Origin of the sequence: Pedobacter terrae (genome assembly GCF_900100705.1) — a bacterium.
Classification (GTDB): Bacteria; Bacteroidota; Bacteroidia; order Sphingobacteriales; family Sphingobacteriaceae; genus Pedobacter; species Pedobacter terrae.
In genome coordinates, this window is the sequence record NZ_FNCH01000001.1 from 413949 (window position 1) to 434947 (window position 20999).

At 37.8% G+C, this 20999-nt stretch carries 14 protein-coding genes; 7 read left to right on the forward strand and 7 right to left on the reverse strand.

Features of this window, described 5'->3' with window-relative positions; all coding sequences use genetic code 11:
- Window positions 1-102 precede the first annotated feature (102 nt).
- The 3 genes from BLR60_RS01810 to BLR60_RS01820 all read left to right on the forward strand — a co-directional run bounded on the left by BLR60_RS01810 (window position 103) and on the right by BLR60_RS01820 (window position 7202).
- A complete protein-coding gene (locus BLR60_RS01810) occupies window positions 103-2559 on the forward strand; it encodes a transglycosylase domain-containing protein (protein ID WP_090496341.1) in 2457 nt (818 codons plus the stop codon).
- Window positions 2560-2734: 175 nt separating this feature from the next.
- Window positions 2735-5908 (forward strand): peptidase MA family metallohydrolase, encoded by a 3174-nt coding sequence (locus tag BLR60_RS01815; protein WP_090496342.1) that lies wholly within the window; start codon window positions 2735-2737, stop codon window positions 5906-5908.
- 817 nt (window positions 5909-6725) lie between these two features.
- Window positions 6726-7202: a hypothetical protein gene (locus BLR60_RS01820; protein ID WP_143009006.1), complete on the forward strand. Its 477-nt coding sequence runs from the start codon at window positions 6726-6728 to the stop codon at window positions 7200-7202.
- A gap of 116 nt (window positions 7203-7318) precedes the next feature.
- Here the strand turns inward: BLR60_RS01820 and BLR60_RS01825 are convergent, their stop codons facing one another.
- Window positions 7319-7669, reverse strand: a complete 351-nt coding sequence (locus BLR60_RS01825; protein WP_090496344.1) for a GIY-YIG nuclease family protein — start codon at window positions 7667-7669, stop codon at window positions 7319-7321.
- 132 nt (window positions 7670-7801) lie between these two features.
- Between BLR60_RS01825 and BLR60_RS01830 the strand changes: the two genes are divergently transcribed.
- The 4 genes from BLR60_RS01830 to bioD all read left to right on the forward strand — a co-directional run bounded on the left by BLR60_RS01830 (window position 7802) and on the right by bioD (window position 10916).
- Window positions 7802-8578 carry an XRE family transcriptional regulator gene (locus BLR60_RS01830; RefSeq protein WP_090496345.1) on the forward strand — a complete coding sequence of 259 codons (777 nt, stop codon included), beginning with the start codon at window positions 7802-7804 and terminating at the stop codon, window positions 8576-8578.
- Window positions 8579-8658: 80 nt separating this feature from the next.
- Window positions 8659-9111, forward strand: coding sequence for a hypothetical protein (locus BLR60_RS01835; protein WP_090496346.1), 453 nt, complete (start codon window positions 8659-8661; stop codon window positions 9109-9111).
- A 74-nt stretch (window positions 9112-9185) separates the two neighbouring features.
- The gene (locus tag BLR60_RS01840; RefSeq protein ID WP_090496347.1) at window positions 9186-10307 is read left to right on the forward strand and encodes an aminotransferase class I/II-fold pyridoxal phosphate-dependent enzyme; all 1122 of its coding nucleotides are present in this window, start codon (window positions 9186-9188) and stop codon (window positions 10305-10307) included.
- Entirely contained in the window at window positions 10308-10916 is a 609-nt protein-coding gene (gene bioD, locus BLR60_RS01845) for a dethiobiotin synthase (protein ID WP_090496348.1), read from the forward strand. It begins immediately after the preceding gene.
- 51 nt (window positions 10917-10967) lie between these two features.
- Here bioD and BLR60_RS01850 read toward each other — a convergent pair whose 3' ends face one another.
- The 6 genes from BLR60_RS01850 to BLR60_RS01875 all read right to left on the reverse strand — a co-directional run bounded on the left by BLR60_RS01850 (window position 10968) and on the right by BLR60_RS01875 (window position 20994).
- Window positions 10968-11663, reverse strand: a complete 696-nt coding sequence (locus BLR60_RS01850) for a GDSL-type esterase/lipase family protein (RefSeq protein WP_090496349.1) — start codon at window positions 11661-11663, stop codon at window positions 10968-10970.
- A 25-nt stretch (window positions 11664-11688) separates the two neighbouring features.
- Window positions 11689-12588 (reverse strand): glycerophosphodiester phosphodiesterase family protein, encoded by a 900-nt coding sequence (locus BLR60_RS01855; RefSeq protein ID WP_090496350.1) that lies wholly within the window; start codon window positions 12586-12588, stop codon window positions 11689-11691.
- 191 nt (window positions 12589-12779) lie between these two features.
- Window positions 12780-14189 (reverse strand): calcineurin-like phosphoesterase C-terminal domain-containing protein, encoded by a 1410-nt coding sequence (locus BLR60_RS01860; RefSeq protein WP_090496351.1) that lies wholly within the window; start codon window positions 14187-14189, stop codon window positions 12780-12782.
- Between the two features lie 67 nt (window positions 14190-14256).
- Entirely contained in the window at window positions 14257-15897 is a 1641-nt protein-coding gene (locus BLR60_RS01865) for a DUF5689 domain-containing protein (RefSeq protein WP_090496697.1), read from the reverse strand.
- A gap of 22 nt (window positions 15898-15919) precedes the next feature.
- Complete coding sequence (locus BLR60_RS01870; protein WP_090496352.1) at window positions 15920-17485, reverse strand: SusD/RagB family nutrient-binding outer membrane lipoprotein; 1566 nt, start codon at window positions 17483-17485, stop codon at window positions 15920-15922.
- Window positions 17486-17496: 11 nt separating this feature from the next.
- Window positions 17497-20994 carry a SusC/RagA family TonB-linked outer membrane protein gene (locus BLR60_RS01875; RefSeq protein ID WP_244155561.1) on the reverse strand — a complete coding sequence of 1166 codons (3498 nt, stop codon included), beginning with the start codon at window positions 20992-20994 and terminating at the stop codon, window positions 17497-17499.
- Between the last annotated feature and the right edge of the window lie 5 nt (window positions 20995-20999).

Sequence of the window (20999 nt, forward strand, 5' to 3'; positions counted from 1 at the left end):
AAATATAGAACTAAAAAATAAGTAAATTAAATACGTTAATTTGCATATAGAGTTTTTTATATTTAACGCCACAGCTTTTACCTAAAGATTATCTTATCCAATATGTTTAAAGAGATAAAAAACAAGTACTTACGTTATTTTGCAATAGTTTTATTTTTTATAATAATTTTCTTTTCCGCCCTGCAATTAAACTTTTTATGGTTATTTGGTTATTCGCCAAGTGTTCGTGATATAAAAGCACCTACCCTGCGTGTGGGTTCGGAGCTGTACACTGCCGATGGAAAACTGATTGGCAGATACTTTAAAGAAAACAGAACGCCCGTAAATTATGATGATATTGCACCTAGCGTAATACATGCGCTGGTTGCTACAGAAGATGTACGTTTTTATAAACATTGGGGTATTGATGTGCAAGCCGTTGGCCGCGCTGTTATAGGTTTTGGAAAAGATGGCGGTGCGAGTACCATTACCCAGCAATTGGCGAAAAATCTTTACCGTACACGTTACAATAAATCGCAGGGGTTATTGATAAAAATACCTTTGGTAAGAACCTTGATTGTAAAGCTAAAGGAGTGGATGACAGCGGTAAAGTTAGAAGCTAACTACTCTAAAAATGATATCATTACCATGTATCTGAATACCGTATCTTTTGGTAACAATACCTATGGTATAAAAACCGCCAGCCGGATTTACTTTGATAAAGAGACAAAAGATTTGGCTACTACAGATGCGGCTATGCTTGTGGGCATGTTAAAGGGTACTACATTATATAATCCAACCAAAAATCCTGTAAAAGCCTTAGAAAGAAGAAATGTGGTACTTGCGCAAATGAACAAGTATAATTACCTCAGCAAAGATAGCTTAACACAACTATCAAAGGAGCCTATTAAACTAAAAGAAGGTAAAATGCAGGATGGTAGTGATGGCGATTCTTATTTGAGGGCAGCTGTGGCGAAATATTTAGAAAAATGGTGTACGGATAATGGATATGACCTTTATGAAGATGGATTAAAAATTTACACCACTATTGATTCGAAGCTTCAAAAATATGCAGAAGAGGCTGTTGCAGATCAGATGAGGATTTTGCAGCGCAGATTTTATAGCGTATGGGGAAACGAAGATCCATGGTATGATTCAGAAAAAAAGAAGGTCGATTATCCGGACAGAGCGATGAAAAACCTGCCGATTTATGCGCTTTTGCAAAAGAAGTTTCCTAATCATCCGGATTCTGTTACCGCCTATTTCAATAAAAAGAAAAAAATGCAGATTTTCACCTATAAAGGCGATCGCGATACCTTATTCTCTACTTTAGATTCCATCCGTTATTATGGGAAAATCATGAATACCGGAATGATGACCATGGAGCCTGCAAGTGGTAAAATTAAAGTTTGGGTGGGTGGTATAGATCATAAGTTTTTCAAGTACGATCACGTTAATCAATCTAAACGTCAGGCAGGTTCAACCTTTAAACCATTTGCTTATCTAACGGCTTTAGAACAAGGGATGAGTCCTTGCGATAAATTTACCGACAAACCGGTTAAAATCGCTTATCAGGATAAGGGTGAAACAAAATATTGGGAGCCTAAAAATGCCGATTACAGTGTTTCTTACCGTGAAATGAGTTTACGATGGGCAATGGCAAAATCAGTAAATACGATTACTGCACAGGTAACCGAAAAGGTGGGCTGGGATAATGTAGTTAAGTATGCGCATGAGTGCGGCATTGACAGCCATTTAGAGTCTGTACCATCTGTAAGTTTAGGCTCAAATGATGTTACTGTTTACGAAATGGTAAAAGCCTACGCTACATTTATGAATAAAGGGATTAAAACAGACCCTATTTTAGTAGAAAAAATTACCGATCAGGATAACAATTTAATAGATGAATTTAAGCCTAAAACAAAAAGGGTTTTAACTGAAGAAATTGCCTGGTTAATGACTTATATGTTCCGCGGTGGCATGGAAGAACCAGAAGGCACTTCACAAGCACTGTGGGAATGGCCAGATTTGTTCAGAAAAAACAATCAGATTGGTGGTAAAACAGGTACTTCATCTGATTATGTAGATGCCTGGTACATGGGACTAACCAAAGATTTGGTCACCGGTGTTTGGGTGGGCTGCGATGAAAGAACGGCGCACTTTAAAAATGGCGAACAGGGAGAAGGATCGAGAACGGCCTTACCAATTTTTGCCAGGTTTATGGAAAAAGTATACCTCGATCCAAACTCAGGTTATACTTACGGACCCTTCCCTAAAGCAACAGTTGATATTACCCGTACTTACAATTGTCCTAGTCCAACAATTGTTAGGGATACTACATCAACTGACAGTGTAGCTGTTGATTCTACTGATTTTACTGTTCCCACCGAAATACCAGTTACTACTGAACCGATAAACAATGAACCTGATGTTAAAAAAGAAGAAAAGAAAGCAGAGCCTGCTCAAAGTCCCGTTACCCCTACGGTTCCACTTACCAGAAAAGAAGAACGCGAACTGAGAAGAAAACAACGTCAGGAAGAAAAGGAAAAAAAGAAAAACGAAGAAACCAATCAGCAATAGTTTTTTTGGATCGAAACAACTAGAAATAGTTCACTATGTATGTGAAATAGATAATAGGATTTTAAAAAATTGTTAAATTTTTAATACTCTTTTAAACAATTATTACTTTTATTTCCAGATTTCTTACCATTTCATTTTCGTAAATTTTTGAACAATTATTACTAAAACCACATATATGAAAATAGGCTCTACTTTATTAAGGCGATATTTTTCTTTATTGCTTTTGCTTATTCTTTCTTTTTCAGTTAAAGCCCAATACTTCGGACAAAATAAAGTAAGGTATAAAAAACTAGACTTTAAGGTTTTACAAACACCCCATTTTGAGATCTATTATTATATCAAAAACGATAAACTTTTAAAACGTTTTTCGCAAGATGCCGAAACCTGGTACAAAATGCACCAGGAGGTTTTTAGAGATACTTTTTTAAAGAAAAATCCTATAATCCTATATAATAACCACCCCGATTTTCAACAGACAACTGTGCTTAACGGCGAAATTGGAATTGGTACAGGTGGAGTAACCGAGGCATTAAAAAATCGGGTAATTATGCCGGTTATGGAGCTAAATAGTCAAACCAGGCACGTGTTAGGCCATGAACTTGTTCATGCTTTTCAATACCATCTCCTGCTGGAAAAAGATTCGATTAGTTTAGAAAACGTTGGACAAACGCCACTATGGATGGTTGAAGGGATGGCCGAGTATTTATCAATCGGAAAGAAAGATGCATTTACTTCCATGTGGATGAGAGATGCCATGTTAAACCGTGATATTCCTTCATTAAAAGATTTAACCAATTCTAATAAATATTTTCCTTACCGTTATGGTCAGGCATTTTGGACCTACATCGGTTCACAATACGGCGATACCACGATTGTTCCACTGTTTAAGAATACTGCAAAATATGGCTATGAAAATGCGATCAGGTATACCTTCGGCTATGATGATAAAACATTATCGGGCTTATGGAAAAACTCCATCGACGCACATTATAAGCCAATGTTGAAAGCCGATAGTTCGCAGATCAAAATTACAGGTACAAAAATTATTGATAATAAAAATGCAGGCAATATGAACGTTGCCCCTGCCCTAAGTCCCGATGGAAAATATTTGGCATTTATGTCTGAGAAAGATCTTTTTGGTATAGATTTATTTCTCGCAGATGCTAAAACCGGTAGGATTATCAGAAAACTCAGCAGCCAGATCTCCAATGGTCACATTGACGATTTCAACTTTATAGAATCAGCCGGTGCGTGGTCGCCGGATAGTAAACAATTTGCCTTTAGTATCTTCAGTCATGGTAAAAACCAGATGATGATCATTAATGTCTCAAACGGAACTACAGTTTCTCAAACGGCAATGGGTCAGGTACAACAGTTTGGTAATTTAACCTGGTCACCAAATGGAAAAGATATTGCTTTTTCGGGTATGGTTGAAGGGCAGAGTGATATATTTTCTTATAATCTCGATACCAAGGCAGTTACCCAGATCACTAACGATGTATATTCTGATTATGCCCCAAATTACTCACCTGATGGTAAAAAACTGGTATTTTCGTCAGATAGAGCAGCCATTCAAGCCAATGTTACTAATGCCGTGTTACCAATAAACCTTGCCGTTTATGATATTACGACTAAAACGGTCAGCAATTTGGACGTTTTTCCGGGAGCCAATAACCTGAATGCACAGTTTTCTTCAAATAGCCAAAACATCTATTTTTTATCAAATAGAGATGGCTTTAGAAATTTATATAAATACAACTTTGCCGATAATACTGTTGATCAATTAACTGATTATTTTACAGGAATTAGTGGAATTACCGAATTTTCGCCTGCAATTTCTGTCTCTACAACTGATGATATTGTATACAGCTATTATCGCTACCAACGTTATACTTTGTATAATGCTAAGCTAAGCAGTTTCAAGGCGAAAAGGATTGGCAATCAGGAAGAAAATTTTGATGCCGCTATCCTTCCACCTATGGAGAACATTGGTGTAAATATTATCAATTCTAATTTAAATAACTTTGACCGTTTCGAGAAAATAGTGGCTGATTCGATGAAAACGGTACCTTATAAACCAAAATTCAGGTTAGATTACCTGGCAAATAGCGGTGTGGGTGTTTCAACCAGCCGTTTTGGGACTGGTGCTTCTGGTGGTATTGTAGGCATGTTCAGCGATATATTGGGTACGAACCAGATTATAGCTAATTTATCGGTAAATGGAGAAATTTACGATTTTGGTGGCTTGGTGGGTTATATTAATCAAAAAAGCAGAATCAACTGGGGTGCCGCCGTTTCGCATATTCCTTACGTATCTGGTTTTAGATCTTATGGTTATCAAAATATACCCACAAGTGATAATACGACTATAAATGCCCTGGCAGACAGAACAGACATTATCAGGACTTTCGAAGATCAGCTGCAGGTTTATGGGGCCTATCCATTTAGTAAAATACATCGGTTTGAGTTGGGCGGTGCATTTTCTCATTATAGTTACAGGGTAGATCGATATAGTAATTTTTATAATTCGGCCGGGAACTATATTGGTTCAGACCGTAGCAGGATTTCTAACGATGTAGCTTCTAATGATTACGGTATTCCATTTAACTCTTTTACGCTATATCAAATAAATGCAGGCTTTGTTGGAGATAATTCAATATTTGGGCTTACTGGTCCACTCGATGGTTTCAGATATCGTGTAAGTGGCGAAAAATATTTTGGTACTTATAATTTTGCAGGTGTAACGGCCGATCTTCGTAAATATTGGAGGGCTAAACCGGTAACTTTTGCGGTAAGAAGTTATAATACCTTAAGAATCGGTAAAGATGCAGACAGGCTTTATCCGATGTATCTGGGTTATCCTTATCTGATCAGGGGTTATGAATCAAACTCTATTTATAAAAGCACTTCCGCTCGATCAACAGGATCTTTTGATATTAACCAGTTAACAGGAAGTAAAATAGCTGTATTTAACTTCGAAGTTCGTTTGCCATTTACAGGACCTAAAAAGTTAGCTGCTATACCTTCTAAGTTTTTGTTCACCGACCTGAATTTATTCTTCGATGCGGGATTGGCCTGGACCAACGATACTAAAGTGAAGTTTAAAAGTGAACCAACTTACACTACTGAACCTGTTTTAGATGCAAATAAACAACCTACAGTTGACGATAAGGGAAACCCGGTTACTTATCAGGCTACAACAGAGCGTGTGCCAGCAATGAGTGTTGGTATATCTTTGAGGGTGAATGTTTTTGGATATTTTGTATTAGAACCTTATTATGCGATCCCTTTTCAAAGAAAAGATGTTAAAACCGGAGTATTTGGTTTAACGTTTGCGCCAGGATGGTAAGAATTGAATGATGACTGATTGGATGATTAAGTAAATGGCATTTTCTTTTAAATTAGATGAAATGGAAATGACTATACCATGTGTTACCTATTAAAGACTATAAAATGGAATATATGGGAGAAGGGAGATTATTAAGATTATAACAAATAGTGAAGATCCATATTTAAGAAATGAAGAATCATTATTTTTAAAATATGGAAAGGGTGGAATATCTGTACCCGGCATCACACTATATCTTCCAGGAGGTAGAAATTTAGAAACCCAGGGATTTATGATGTGAAGTAATATAAGAATAATGATATGATAATATTGGTTTTATTTATTCAGATAGCCAGTATAATATTTTATTTCAGAATCATAGCGGAGAGTTATACTGACCATGAAAGTATTTGGGAAAGGTGGCTTTGGTATCTTGTAACGGGGCTTAACCTACTTTTTATCTTTCGTTTTATTTTTGTACAGATTAATTTTTCTTACGGATGGTACGACTAAATTATGGAATTTATTTCATTAGGGATTTCTCTATTTATAGTGATTCCAACTTTACTATACTACCTCATAAAGCGTAATAGATACAAGAAAAATTAATATTATAAGGATTTATGTTGTAAAGTAATGTGAAAATCTTCTATTATCGTAATTAAATAATGTAAAGCGATTACTGCTTACAACCCAAGAAAATATGAAATTTTTCACTCCTTTTTTACTCAGTTGTAGCTGTCTGTTTGCTCTTTCTTGTCAGAACAAGTCAGAAGATTCTATATTATATAAACTGCTTCATACTGAATATACTCATGATACTATAAATACCGTAAATATGCCCGATAATTTAGGTGTCATATATAAATTAAAAACTGAATTAGAAAAAAATGATGTAGAATTAACCACATATACAACTGATAAATCAAAAGAAGAGTATAGCTTTATTTTCGATTGTGTGAAGCATATTCAATATCATATTAATATGAAAGGGATGCGGGTTTACTCAATTAAAACTAGGTCAAAAAAAACCAAGTATAATCGGAGAACAAAGATCAATCGAAGTAATAAAAGTTTTTCGAGCTATTATTACAATTTTCACATTCGTATTTATGAATTTAAAAATAATGAAATTGCCAAAAAACAATTTGAAATTTTAAATAATGCTTCCAAGTCTGGCGAAGGATATTGTAATCGTAATTTTAACACTCAGTTTGTTTTGAAAAAGAATGAAATATTTGAGTTCGAAACAATGGATGATAAATCAATAAGTTTCATGAATAAATATATCATGTTTATAGATGATAAACTATAATTATTGCTTGAATGATGAGGCTCAATAATCCTTTTCATTCAAGCATTTTTTTTAACATATTTATAAATCATGATTTCTGATAAAATTCAATCTGTAAACATCAACCTTAAAACTAACTAAGACAGGCTTGTAAATGATAACTTAACCTGGTTATTGATATTCCGGTGTAAAAGAATATTTTCGAAATCAAGGCCTATAGTTAAATCAATCCAATCTGGATTACAAGATCTTACCAGGCGTTCTTTCTGCATACGTGTAAACCGGCTTATTGACTTAAAACGCACCAAAGCCTGTGCTTCTGTTTTAAACTCCTCAAAATAAACCAGGCGGGTTAATTGTTGCCCATTATCAAAAAACAAGTTTGGCATCTGTTTGTAGAAATCCAGTGTCTTTATTAAATCAGAGCTCATGCCCACGTGCATACTTGTACGATTTCTGTCGGTAACGATATAAACAAACTTTTTCATGATCTTATGTTTAAAATTAAAACTAAACTAATTAGTATGTGTTCTTGCAAATCAAAATAATATTACTAACTTTATGAGCATAAAATTACTAACTATTTTAGTAATTCCAAATTTATTTTAAAATTTATTTTTATGTCAAATATTTCAAATAATTTAAAGTACCTCAGAAAGAAAAAAGGCCATACGCAGCAGAATTTCGCTGATATCATGGAAATCAAGAGATCGCTTATCGGTGCTTACGAGGAAGACCGTGCGGAACCTAAATATGATTTGCTAAAAAAAATAGCCGAATACTTTGATCTTACTATTGATGAATTCATCAATGAAAAAATATCTGACAGCTGGAAGCCTAAACCAAAAAGCCAGGGATCTAACTTAAGGGTACTGAGCATTTCTGTTGATCAGAAAGACCGCGAAAATATCGAACTGGTTCCGGTTAAGGCAAGTGCCGGTTATTTAAACGGCTTTTCAGATCCTCAATATATAAGCGATCTGCCTAAATTCCAACTCCCTTTGGCTGCATTAAGACAAGGCACTTTCAGGGCTTTCGAAATCATGGGCGATAGTATGTTACCTGTTCAACCAGGAAGTGTAATTATTGGCGAGTATATGGATAACTGGAATGAGGTAAAAACCGGCGAAACTTATATTGTGATTAGCAAAAATGAAGGTGTAGTATATAAAAGAGCAGGTAACCGTTTCAGAGAAAACAAAGATTTGAAACTGATATCCGATAATAAAGTCTACGATGCCTATACCATAGCCGCTGATGATATCCTGGAAATCTGGAAAGCTAAAGCCTATATATCAACCTCATTGCCTGAACCTGCACCAGACCCAACTATGGAAACCTTGACGCAAATGATGGCGCAGATGCAGAAATCAATTTCCCAATTAAATAAAAATTAACATTTTTTTAACATGTGCCGGTTAAACCCTTTGTGCTTTTATCTATCTATTGATTTAACAAACACATAAAAACACATCACATGAAAAAGGTAATTTTAACAGTAGCAATTGCAGTAATGGGCTTAACCGCTGCATTCGCTCAAGACAGTACAAAACACGCAAGAAGGGCAATGCCTAAAATGACTGCCGAGCAAAGGGCAGAAAAAGTAACTTCCAGATTGCAGAAACAATTGAGTTTAACCACTGATCAAAAAAGCAAGATTTACGCCATTGAGTTAGAAAATGCAAAGAAAATGGAAGCCTGGAGATCTGCTGATAAGGGTGACATGAAGGGAAAAATGAAAGAGCGTAAAGCAGCAATGGATGAGCAAAAAACTAAAATAGATGCCGTTTTAACCGCAGATCAAAAAACTAAAATGGATGCGTTTCGTGCCGAAGCGAAAGAGAGAGGTGAAAAAATGAGAAAAGGCATGGGTGACAGAGGTAGAAAAGACAAAGCACCGGTAGTTTCTAATCCGCCTGCACAAGGATAAATTTTAAAAACAGTAATTAATTATATTTTTGAAAGCGTTTCGATTATTCGGGACGCTTTTTTTACTTTTGAGGAATGCGTAAAATTGAACAGTTTATTGGCGGTAAGCTTCAGGAGCGGAAAGATCAGCTTTCGATCAGGAATTTATCAACAAACTCCCCTCCTGTTGATTTTTGTTCTAATGATTATTTAGGTTTTGCCAGATCTGGTGAATTACAGCAGATGATCAACGCTACCCTGGCGTCAATACCTAATTACCTGAATGGCGCTGGTGGTTCGAGATTATTAATTGGAAATACACATTTTACAGAAGAAACTGAACAATTTATTGCCGATTTTCACCAGGCCGAAAGTGGATTGATCTTTAACTCTGGTTATGATGCCAATGTTGGGCTCTTATCCAGCATACCACAACGTGGCGACACCATTATTACGGATGAATTGATTCATGCGAGTATTATAGATGGCTGTAGATTAAGCCATGCTACGCGTTTTAAGTTTCATCATAATGATATAAATAATCTGGAAGATAAACTTAAACTCGCCAAAGGGAACATATTTGTGGTGGTAGAAAGCGTTTATTCAATGGATGGAGATATTGCACCATTATTAGCGATATCTGATCTTTGCGAGCGTTATTCTGCCAATCTGATCGTAGATGAAGCCCATGCCACAGGCGTTTTTGGTGAAAATGGACAAGGATTAATCAATCAGCTTAACTTAACGGATCGGGTATTTGCCTGCATTGTAACTTTTGGAAAAGCCCTGGGTGTGCATGGAGCTATTGTTTTAGGTAGTAGAAATTTGCGGCATTACCTTATTAATTTTGCCAGATCATTCATTTACACCACTGCGGCCCCGATTCATAATATTGTTGCAGTTAATTGTGCCTATCAGCACTTATACCGAGTTGACCTGCAGCCCATCCATCAAAAAATTGCTTTATTTAGAAAATTATTAAAAGAAGATCAGATCGAGGCCATTGATAGCGAAAGTACCATCCAGGGTATTCTGTTTTCATCAAACGAAGCAACCAAACAGGCTGCTGTCATCTTGCAAAGCAAAGGTTTTGATGTACGGGCCATATTAAGCCCAACGGTAGCATTAGGCAAAGAAAGGCTCAGGATCTGCTTGCATACCTTTAATACTGATGAAGAAATTATTTCATTGGTTAATCATCTTAAAGAATTAAATTAAATGAATAAATATTTTGTCACAGGCATTGGAACAGGCATCGGAAAAACATTAGTAAGTGCTATTTTAACCGAAAAACTAAAAGCCGATTATTGGAAACCGATCCAATCTGGCGATTTAGATACCAGCGATAGTATAACAATAGATCGTTTAATTACTAATACACAAACGGTTATCCATCCCGAAAGTTATAGATTGACACAACCCCTGTCGCCGCATTTATCAGCCAGGTTGGATGGTGTTCACATTGATCTGAATAGGATCAATATGCCTTTAACCGATAACAACTTGATTATTGAAGGCGCTGGCGGTTTGATGGTACCTTTAAATGAAAACGAACTCATTGTAGACCTGATCAAGAAGCTGGAAGTAGAAGTGATATTGGTTTCACAAAATTACCTGGGCAGTATTAACCATACCTTATTATCAGTCAGTCTGCTAAAACAATACCAAATTCCGATTAAGGGTATCATTTTTAACGGAGATGAAAATAAGGAGACCGAAAGATATATTCAGCAGTATAGCCAGGTAAAAGCATTGGGCCATGTGCCTCAATTAAGCCATATTGACCAGGATCGGGTAACAATTGCCGGCGATTATATCTCGCTTTAAAGCTTCATAAATTAAAAGATCTCGCAGATTTTAAAATCTGCGAGATTTAAATTAACGTTCCGTTAAGTAGCCGCTTTTTTTTAGAAAATCAGCCCAAATCTGATATCCGGCAGGAAGAAGATGTAGACCATCTTTTGTAAGCTCTGCCTTTAAATGTTTATTCTGATCAATAAAATTTGGGTACAGATCGATCACGATTACATTTTTAGCTTCAAATTTTCTGATTTCATCATTAAGCCAAAGAATATGCTCGTCTTTGCCATAATGTTTCTTAAACTTTTCGAAAGCAGTATTAACAGGTAATAGTGTATTGAAATAAATTTTTGTTTTCTTCGATCCTTTTCTGATTCTGGCCGTCATGGTTTTATAATTCCTTAAGATCACGCTATCCGGAATGTCCCTGGAGATGTCGTTAATACCGATTAAAATAAAAATCTTCGCCGGCTTACCCTCAATCACATCTTGCAAACGATCTAATACACCAAAGGTAATATCGCCAGAGATACCCCTGTTTTTAGCCTGTGGAAGATCTAAAAGTTTAGCCCAGTCTGCTCCGGCAGTGATGCTGTTACCTAAAAAAATAATATCTTTTTTTGATTTTGGATCTGCTTTAAACTTAGCCACCAGTTCAACGTATTTAGCCGGACGGTAGGTACTGTCCCATTTAACCACCTGGGCAGAAGCTGCTGTGAAAATAAAAATAAATAAAATATTGGTGACTAGTACTCTATTTAAAAGTGGTTTCATCTTATTTTTTTGTAATACTGAAATACTATTTCGCCTGAACTAAAATATTAGGATAATCGGAAATAATCCCATCTACATGTAAAGCTTTTAATTTTTGAATGTCGGCTAAGGTATTAGCTGTCCAAGGTATAATTTTTACGCCATCGGCATGTGCCTTTTTAACCAGTTCTTCATTCACCATTTGCCAAACCGGACTTAAAATAAACGGCTTGAAACCCAAATCGGCCATATTTTCTTCGTACGTTTTTTTATTGGCCACCAGGAAAGAAGTTTTTATTTTGGGGTATTTCTCATGGATAATCTGGATAGTCCTTTTATCGAAAGATTGGATCACTACAAAATCAGCGATCTTTTTCTTTAAAATTACATCCATCAAAAGTTTAACAAATTCTTCAGGTTTAGGATTGGTAATCCCATCACCGCTTTGGCTGCATTTAGTTTCAATGTTATAGAAAAAGGGCTTTCGTTTATTTTTTTTAATATCTCGCTGTACGGCATCAATCAGATCAGCGAGTAAAGGTAAATTCGTTTTTACTTTTACTTGCTGAGGAAAAAGATCGTAATATTTTGTTCCTAAATCAAATTGTTTAATTTCAGCATAATTCATTCCGAAAATCGGATATTTCCTGGCATCAGTTGCTGGGATATCCTTTCCATCAGGTGTAAGCATAAAAGCCGGGCTCAGGTAATCATCATGGGTTACCACTACTTTACCATCCTTTGAAATATGTGTATCCATTTCCAGGGTGGTAATACCATCGATTTTCACGGCATTTAACATGGCTTCAATGCTATTTTCAGGCATTAAGCCACGTCCGCCACGGTGTGCTTCAGCACTAAACGCGGGGAATTTAACTTCTTGAGCATTTGATTTTAATGCCCATGAAGCCAGAAGAATAATTATTGCTGTTTTTTTAAGGTTCATATCAAAAAAGGAATTTTAAAAGGTCTTAGGAAGTTAATTAACTGTCGGATGGTAACATCCAACAGCACAATACATTAATTTATGAGCATTTTTGGTGGCGTCAGATGTTGCATCTGACGCGATTGATTAAAGAAATTAATTTTAAAGATGGCTAATTGTCGGTACCTCTTTCCGCATGGCCAGCATGATTATCAAGCATCAACTTCTGCTTCAAATTTTTCTCCGAAACGATCGGTGGCTACTACTTTTACTTTTTTAACTGCAGGTTCAAAATGTGCCAAAAATAAATGATCTGTAGACTCTGGTTCAACAAATGGCCTGGGGTTTGGTAATTTATCGCCTTTGTACAATTTTACCGCTAAAGGATCAAATCCATCCTGAATAGCCAGATTACCCATCGCTTTTCCATCTAAAAAATATTCTACTTTCCATTCCGGATCATAATTCCAGACATTAGCGATCAATCTTTTCTGATTGGTTAGGGTATCTACATAAATGCTCAACTGTTTTTTCCGGTCTTCGCCCGTTGATTTATAATACCATTTTAAATCTGTTCCATTTACCTCGTAAACGCCATAACCGCGCGGTGTTCCGTCGCCACAAATAGGCCCCGTCCACCAACCTCCACACACTGTGCCATGGTTATGCTCATAAATACTATTTTTAATTACATTTTTATTAAAATGCGTATGACCCGACATAATATGCACGTTTTTGAAATCTTTCAAAACAGCATAAAAATCATCATTGTTTTTTACAGAGTTATGTACAGGAATATGCAGACAAATGATAATTAGGGCATCTTTTGGAACAAACTGTAGATCTTTTGCCAGCCATTCTAATTGTGTTGGCGTAATGTATCCATCATAAGTACGCTCTGCACCCAGATAACGTACATCATCTAAAACCACATAATGCGCCTTCCCCCTATTAAAAGAATAATATGTAGGTCCATAATGCGCCTGAAAAGTACGATCAGAGGTATCATCGCCGCCCATGCGGTAGTCCATATCGTGGTTGCCAAGGCACTGGAAAAAAGGAATCCCGATCTGCGCAATAGCTTCATCGTAAGCTGAAAAAAGTGCTAAGTTATCCCATACCAGATCACCTACGCCAATGCCATGAACAGGGGTTTTACCCATTCCTTTTACTACCTCACGGGTATCCGGCACTGAAGTTTCCATCATCTGCTGAACATCTTTTTTATTCTTTACCTGTGGGTCTGCCCAAATGATAAAGTTATGTTTATTGTCGTTCTGCTTTAAGGGTTTAAGGTCGAAGTTTAATTTACCTGCTGCATCTGGTTTGTAATAATGACGGGCAATACTGCTTTCGGTTTTAAACTCATAACCCGAGGGTGTACTGATCCAGACAAAACGAGCCAATTCGTGAAGTTTAATCTCATAGTTGCCGCTTTTATCGGTTTGTACCACGCTGTAACCATCGGAAATGACCACACCAGCTACGGCTTTACCTTTGCTGGTTACGGTACCGCTAACAAGTCCATCAACAGAGAATAGTGATGAAGGAAAGGATTTTAAGCTAACAAATAAGGTAGAGGTTAATAAAGTTGATTTTTGTATAAATGATCTTCTGTTCATATTGATGTAAGAATGGGATTATAAACTACACAGAAAACCTAAAGGCTTTCTGTGTAATTAGGATAGTTTATTTTAATCTGGTAGGCGGAATGGTATCTGTGCGGATATATTCTCCCGTTACCCCATTTATAATCTTTATCAAAGATGTTCCTTCAATGTCTTCGATGGTTGATGAGGTACTAAGATCAATATCAGATTGACTTCTGGCTTTAACCCATTTACCAAGCGACGGATTATAAACACCACCAAGCTTATTCCAAAATCCCTGATCGGCAGGTAGCTGATAATTAAAGCACAGGGTATTTACGCCACTTCTGTAATAAGGCTGAGGGGCAAGCGTAATGGGGTTTATCTTATCATAGAAATCGGTATTGGCGATCTTATAACCTACTGAAGGCGCATTGTACAAACTTCCTCCACTACCTATAAAAATCACATCTATCGGGGCAGTATTAACATCAACTTTAGTGCCTTCAAAAATGGCAAAACCTGATGCATTACCCGAATTTGCAAATAAACCAGATGTATACAAGCCAAAACCATCGCCATTACCTGCAGGCGCTGTTGCAGGAGTCGCTACCGTGTAATTTTTAGCCTTGATCCAATTTGCAGATGCAATCGATTTTGATTTTGATCCATTGATCATTTTTGATGATCCGCCAACATAAAAGAAGGTGCCTTTAGCTGCTTTACCGGAAGTCAGATCAAATTTATAGGTTCTTGATACTAAACCTGCTGGTGTTTTTAATGCATCTGCACCGGTTGCCCATCCTTTGGTCGGAAACACGCCTGTTGGTGATGATGCGCCTGCATTATTTGTGACCACTACACAGAATGGCGTTATGGAAAAATCAATATCCCTGGTGGCCATAAACTGCATATATTCGTAATTTCCATCAGCACCTTCCGCATCAGCCATGTAACCTGTAATAATAGCCGATGCGATATCTGGAGTAGCGCTTAAGGCAATAGCATCTTTAATGGTACGCATTCTCTGGTGTGGTTTTAATGCGCCGTTAGCGGCAACACTATTAAAAATGATTCCGTAATAATTTCCGTTAAAATTAAGTCCGCCCGAATTTGCAAAAGTTGCGGTTGCTTCGGTATGCAAGGTGAAATTATCGAAACCATCATTTATGGTTTTATCACCTGCATAGGTATCATTAGGGCCGGCGCCAGGCTCAAATCCAGCTTTTACAATGGCCACAAGCGTACTTTCATAATCATTTGGTTTAGCCAGAATAAAACTGCTGCCTACCCTGTTGGGTGGGATGGGTACATTAGATGCAATTTTAGTAACGGCATTGGCCTGAACACCGGTAACCTGCAAAATTCCATCTACTCTTTTCAATACTGCACCTTCAACTTTTATGCCCACAGAATCGCCAGGGACATATTTAGCGGCATCAGCACCAATTGAAAGAGAAATACCTCTTATTAAACCTAAGCGGCGTTTATCTTGTATAATAAGCAACCCTTCTGGCAGGTTTTTACCTGAATGATCTGATATGACCACACCGGTTATGCTGCTTGAACCAAACATGTTTTCTTTTGTAAGGGTAACATCTGATCCTTTGTACAGGTTTCTTAAATCGTACAATGGTACATAATCACCAATAACACCGCCAGGATAATTAGATTTTTTACACGCAGACCACATCAGAGCCAGCGAGAGAAAAGTTACACTATAAAATATTATCTTTTTCATTTCGATCATTTTTAATTATTGGTTACGGTTTCTGCCACCATACGTTCGTATTAATTGCATCGGGGCCTTGTTGTGCTACTGCCAACTGGTAATTTGTTGGGTTAGCAGATTGTACATAAACCGGATAGGTCATTCTGGCCGGCATTGTACCACCATTTCTTAATCCAGGCCCTTTTGGTAGAACCGGATGCCCGGTACGACGGTATTCGAACCATTGTTGCATATCAACCAAAAACAGCGCGAAATATTTCTGTAAGTGGATTTGTTCCATTTTGCCTTCGGTAGATTGTGTATTGTCCCAGTCTATATCCGCATCAGTAACATATTTGGTAAAGGCTGCCGATGTAGTTGAAGTGGTAAATGCAGGTACCCAATAATTTATGGCATTGGCAATGCCTGCGTTATAGTAGTTTGCTGCTGATCCATTGATCCAACCTTTTAGTGCAGCTTCTGCTAAAATGAACTGAAGCTCCGCGTAGTTCATCAAAATACCTGTTTTAGATGATTGTTGTAAAGATTTAGCGCCATATGTACCGCTGCCAAGAGCCTGATCATATGAATAAAAATAAGCCTGCTTAACCACGCCTGCACCAACGGCATAACCACTTGGCACACCCGAATAACCCTGAAGCCCCTGGGCAATCCCTAATCTGTTTGCGCCACCATCGCCGTTTGGTGAATTAGCATCGATACGCGGATCGGCCCAATCTCTTAAATGCTCAATAAAAAAGCTGCCAATCGCAGGCGATCTGAAATCCTGCACCCTCACCGCATTTACATAGGGATTTACATAGGGATCGGTTCCCGTTAAACCTGTCCAAGGTAAAGTTGCCGATTCGCTGTTGTTGGCCATCACAGGGTAGTTGCCCGGGTTGGTATCTACAATTTCTTTAATTTTGGCAATTGCCTGCGCAGAAACTTCAGATTTGCCCGATACCCTCAACAATAACCTTAAGTACAGCGAATTACAAAACTTACGCCATTTAGCCACATCGCCTTTAAAAACAGGATCGCTTGAAGGTGCAATGGCTTTTCCTGCGCTTAACAAGGTATTGGCTTCTTCAAGTTTTTTAAACATGTCCAGATAAATATCCTTTTGTTTATCGAATTTTGGTTCTAAAACGCCAGTATTTCCTTGATTGGATTCAAAATAAGGGATATCACCATAAGTATCAGATAACATGGAATAAACCCATGATTGGCAGACCAAAGAAATCCCCTGGTAAGATTTATTTTCCATTCCGGGTTTGCCAGCTAATTTATAAATATCTTTAAAGTTGGTGAGCTGAACATACCAGGCATTCCATAAATAATCAGAAAAGGTGCTTCTGTATTCGTACCTGAATACGGTTCCATCACCATCACTGATACTTACGGTTACCTGCATCAGTTCGTTGTTAAAATTACGGTTGCGGATCATTCCGTAAGTTAATGTATTAACGAGAGCCGGTGCCAACAGTTTCTCAGGAGTGGTTGATGTGATATTGATCGGATCAGTGTTCACTTCCTGAAAATTCTTATCACATGAGGAAAGTGTAGTTGCCGACACCACCAAAGCTGCAATAATTTTATATAGATTCTTTTTCATATTTTAAAAGATTATATGCCAATTGATAAATTGAAACCAAAAGTTCTGGTCGATGGAAACTGACCGATCTCAAATCCGGTAACGATATCAGAACCGCTAAGCGTTCCAAATTCCGGATCGAACATTGGCCAGGGCGACCAGATGAAAAGGTTACGGCCATAAACGCCGAAAGTTGCAGAGGATAGACCGATCCTTTTCAGAAAACGCGCATTAAACCTATAATTTAAAGAAGCTTCCCTGAATTTAATAAAATCGGTACTAAATGTACTGCCCTCGGCATTATCAGCACCAGCATGCGAGCGGTAATATTCGTCAATATCATAAGCAACAGTGGTATTTGAAACGTAAGAGCCATCGGCTAATTGGACTACGCCATTACCTACAATACCGTTATACCTACCTGGCAACGTGCTGGTTAATTTACCTTGTTCAACCAATTTGTAATTTAACAACGAGTGTGCAACAGCGCCAACCTGTGCATCGAACAACACGCTTAAACTGATGTTTCTGTAAGCAAAGGTACTTCCGATACTGAATTTGTATTTAGGCATGGTATTACCAAGGTAAACCACATCATTCGTTATTTTTGCAAAACCTGTTGTGGCATCATAAACCACATTGCCCTGCGGATCGCGGACATACCCCCTGCCGTATAAATCGCCCATGCTTCCGCCAACTTTTGCTACAATCTGTCCGCCGGCTACAGGACCGGTACGGAGAATGATCGAACTATCTGTTAAGGCTTTGATTACATTTGAATTTGAAGCAAAAGTGGCGTTCATTGTCCATTTAAAACCGCCTTTTGTAACCACTGGTGTTCCGTTTAAGGCTACCTCAACACCCGTATTATTTACCTGCCCCGCGTTGATCAATGCCTGGTTATAGCCAGTCGAGCGGTCAATAATTCTGGTTAAAATCTGGTTTTTGGTATTTCCCGCATAAACAGCAACATCAAAACCCAACCTGCCTTTAAACAAACTTACTTCGGTACCTACCTCGTAAGTGGTCGTTTTTAATGGTTTTAAATTTTCGTTTGGTAAAATGGTTGGGTTTACAAGAGCGCTATCAGGATAAGTACCGTTCGATGCAAGAGAATAAGTATAGGCTGTACGATAAGGTGTGGTACCACCGCTACCTACCTGCGAAACTGAAGCCCTTAATTTAGCAAAACTAATTGCTTTAGGCAGTTTAAAGAATTCGGAAAGCACGAAACTGGTGCTGATTGCCGGGTAGAAAAAGCCAACATTATCGGTTCTGGTGGCGGTAGCCAATACACTGCTCCAGTCTTTACGTCCGGTAAGCTCTACATACCAGTAGTTTTTGTAGTTGGTAGATAAAACCCCGTAAAAACTATTGATTCTGTATCGGCTGGTATCGGGAATAGAAATTAATGAATACAGGTTGTTGGTTAACTCGTAAATATTTGGTACGGTCAAGCCATCGGCACGTAAATCCGATTTATTGTATTTGTTCCTAAGCTCGCTACCACCCAATGAAGCATTGATGCTGAAATTTTTATTGATTTTTTTATCATACCTTAACAAGAAATCAATATTGGTTTCCTGCGCATTAATCTGCTGTTGACGCGTTGAACCTTTAGGTAAACGACTTCCCGAATCGTAAGGACGGTCTTGGGCACGGTGTTCGTTTGAATAATCAATACTAGACCTCAATAATAGGCTTAACTCTTTTGTAAACTGGTAACTGGCCTGAATATTTGCTGTTACATTATTACGTCCGGTTCTATTGATAAACTCGTTAACAACCGCATAGGGGTTTTCCGGGAACGAACTGAACGGATATTTGATTACTTTATTTTCCTGTCCATTTGCCCAATAATTTTTAATCCAATCCAGGCTGGCATTCGGTTGCCAGAAAATAAACCAATACATTAACGATTGATTACCATAACCTGCACCAGGTAAGTTATCGCTAAACCGGTTACCATAATTGATTTTAGTGGCAATTTTTAATTTAGAGGTAACATCAGTATTGGTTGATAAAGTAAGTGTGGTACGCTCTATCCCGGTATTAGGTACAATCCAGGTATTGTTCTGGTTGGTAACAGAAAAACGGGCGGTGGTGTTTTTGTAACGGCCATCTAAACTCAATGAGTTGGTTAAATTTTCACCTGTGCTAAAGAAATCCCTGATCTGGTTTTTATAAGGTACCCAAGGTGTGCGGGTTTTGCCGGTGGTTTGTGTAATGGGGTCGTATTGAAAAAACAGCTGTCCATCGAAACGTGGTCCGTAGGCAGAACTGGTTCCGCTTGTGCTCGCACCATCTGCAGTTGTACCATACGAATAATAGGCTGCACCATCTACTCCCTGGCCATACTCATATTGCAGATCCGGCCAACGGTTAACTTCTTCGAAAGATCCGTTGGAAGTAAATCTGATATTTACTTTTTTATGTTTTGAATTACCTGATTTAGTGGTAATAATAATGGCTCCATTTGCGCCACGCTGGCCGTACAAAGCTGCGGCTCCGGGACCTTTTAATACGGTAACACTTTCAATGTCCTCTGGGTTGATGTCGTTTATAGAGCTTCCATAATCAGCCGGCATGTTATCACTTCCGGTACCATAAACGCCGTCAGAACTGTTGGCCGTACGTCTACCCCCACTGTTGTTGATGACTACCCCATCTAAAACAATCAACGCTTCATTATCACCTGTGAGGTTATTCTCCCCACGTAAAATGATTTTGTTTGAACCCGCCGGGCCACTATTTGATCTGATTAAATTTAAACCGGCAACTTTGCCCGAAAGGGCATCTGTCCAGTTGGTCGAAACAGCTTCCGTTAACTGGTTGCTATCAATTTTGGTTACTACATATCCCAAAGCTTTTTCCTGCCTTTTAATACCTAAAGCAGTAACCACTACTTCATTTAGTGAATGGTCAGCCTGGACCAATTTAAAGTTAATATTAGTTGTTCCACCAACGTTAACCTTTACTTGTTGTCTTTTGGCAATTTCATAAGATATAAACCTCGCCTCAACCGTATAAATACCCTGGGCAACATTAAAACTATATTCGCCATTGTTATTGGTTTGTCCAACCGCGTTAAGTTCAATAATTTTAATGGTAGCCGCTGGAATAGGCTCATTGTTTTCATCAACAACTCTACCGTTAATTTTACCGGTATTGATTTTTTTTGCTGTAATGAGGATGTTGCCTGCGCCACTCGCTTTATAGGTAAAAGGCATTCCCTTTAAAAGCAGATCGAGTACTTCATAGAGCGATCTTGTCCCGCGCGAAACATACACTCTTTTCTGATCATCAAGTTGGTTGTTATTATAGGCAATGTGATTGCCGCTAAGCTTTTCTAAAGTTTCAAAAGCTTTTTTTAATGTTATACCATCCGCTTCGAATAAAAACTTTTTATCACTTTGTGCATAGGTATATAGAGAGAAAGAGAGCAGATTCAACATTATGATGGTTATAATCACCATAATTTTTGAGGGATACTGATGGAAGTTTTTAATCCACCGGGTATTAATTTTCATAACTT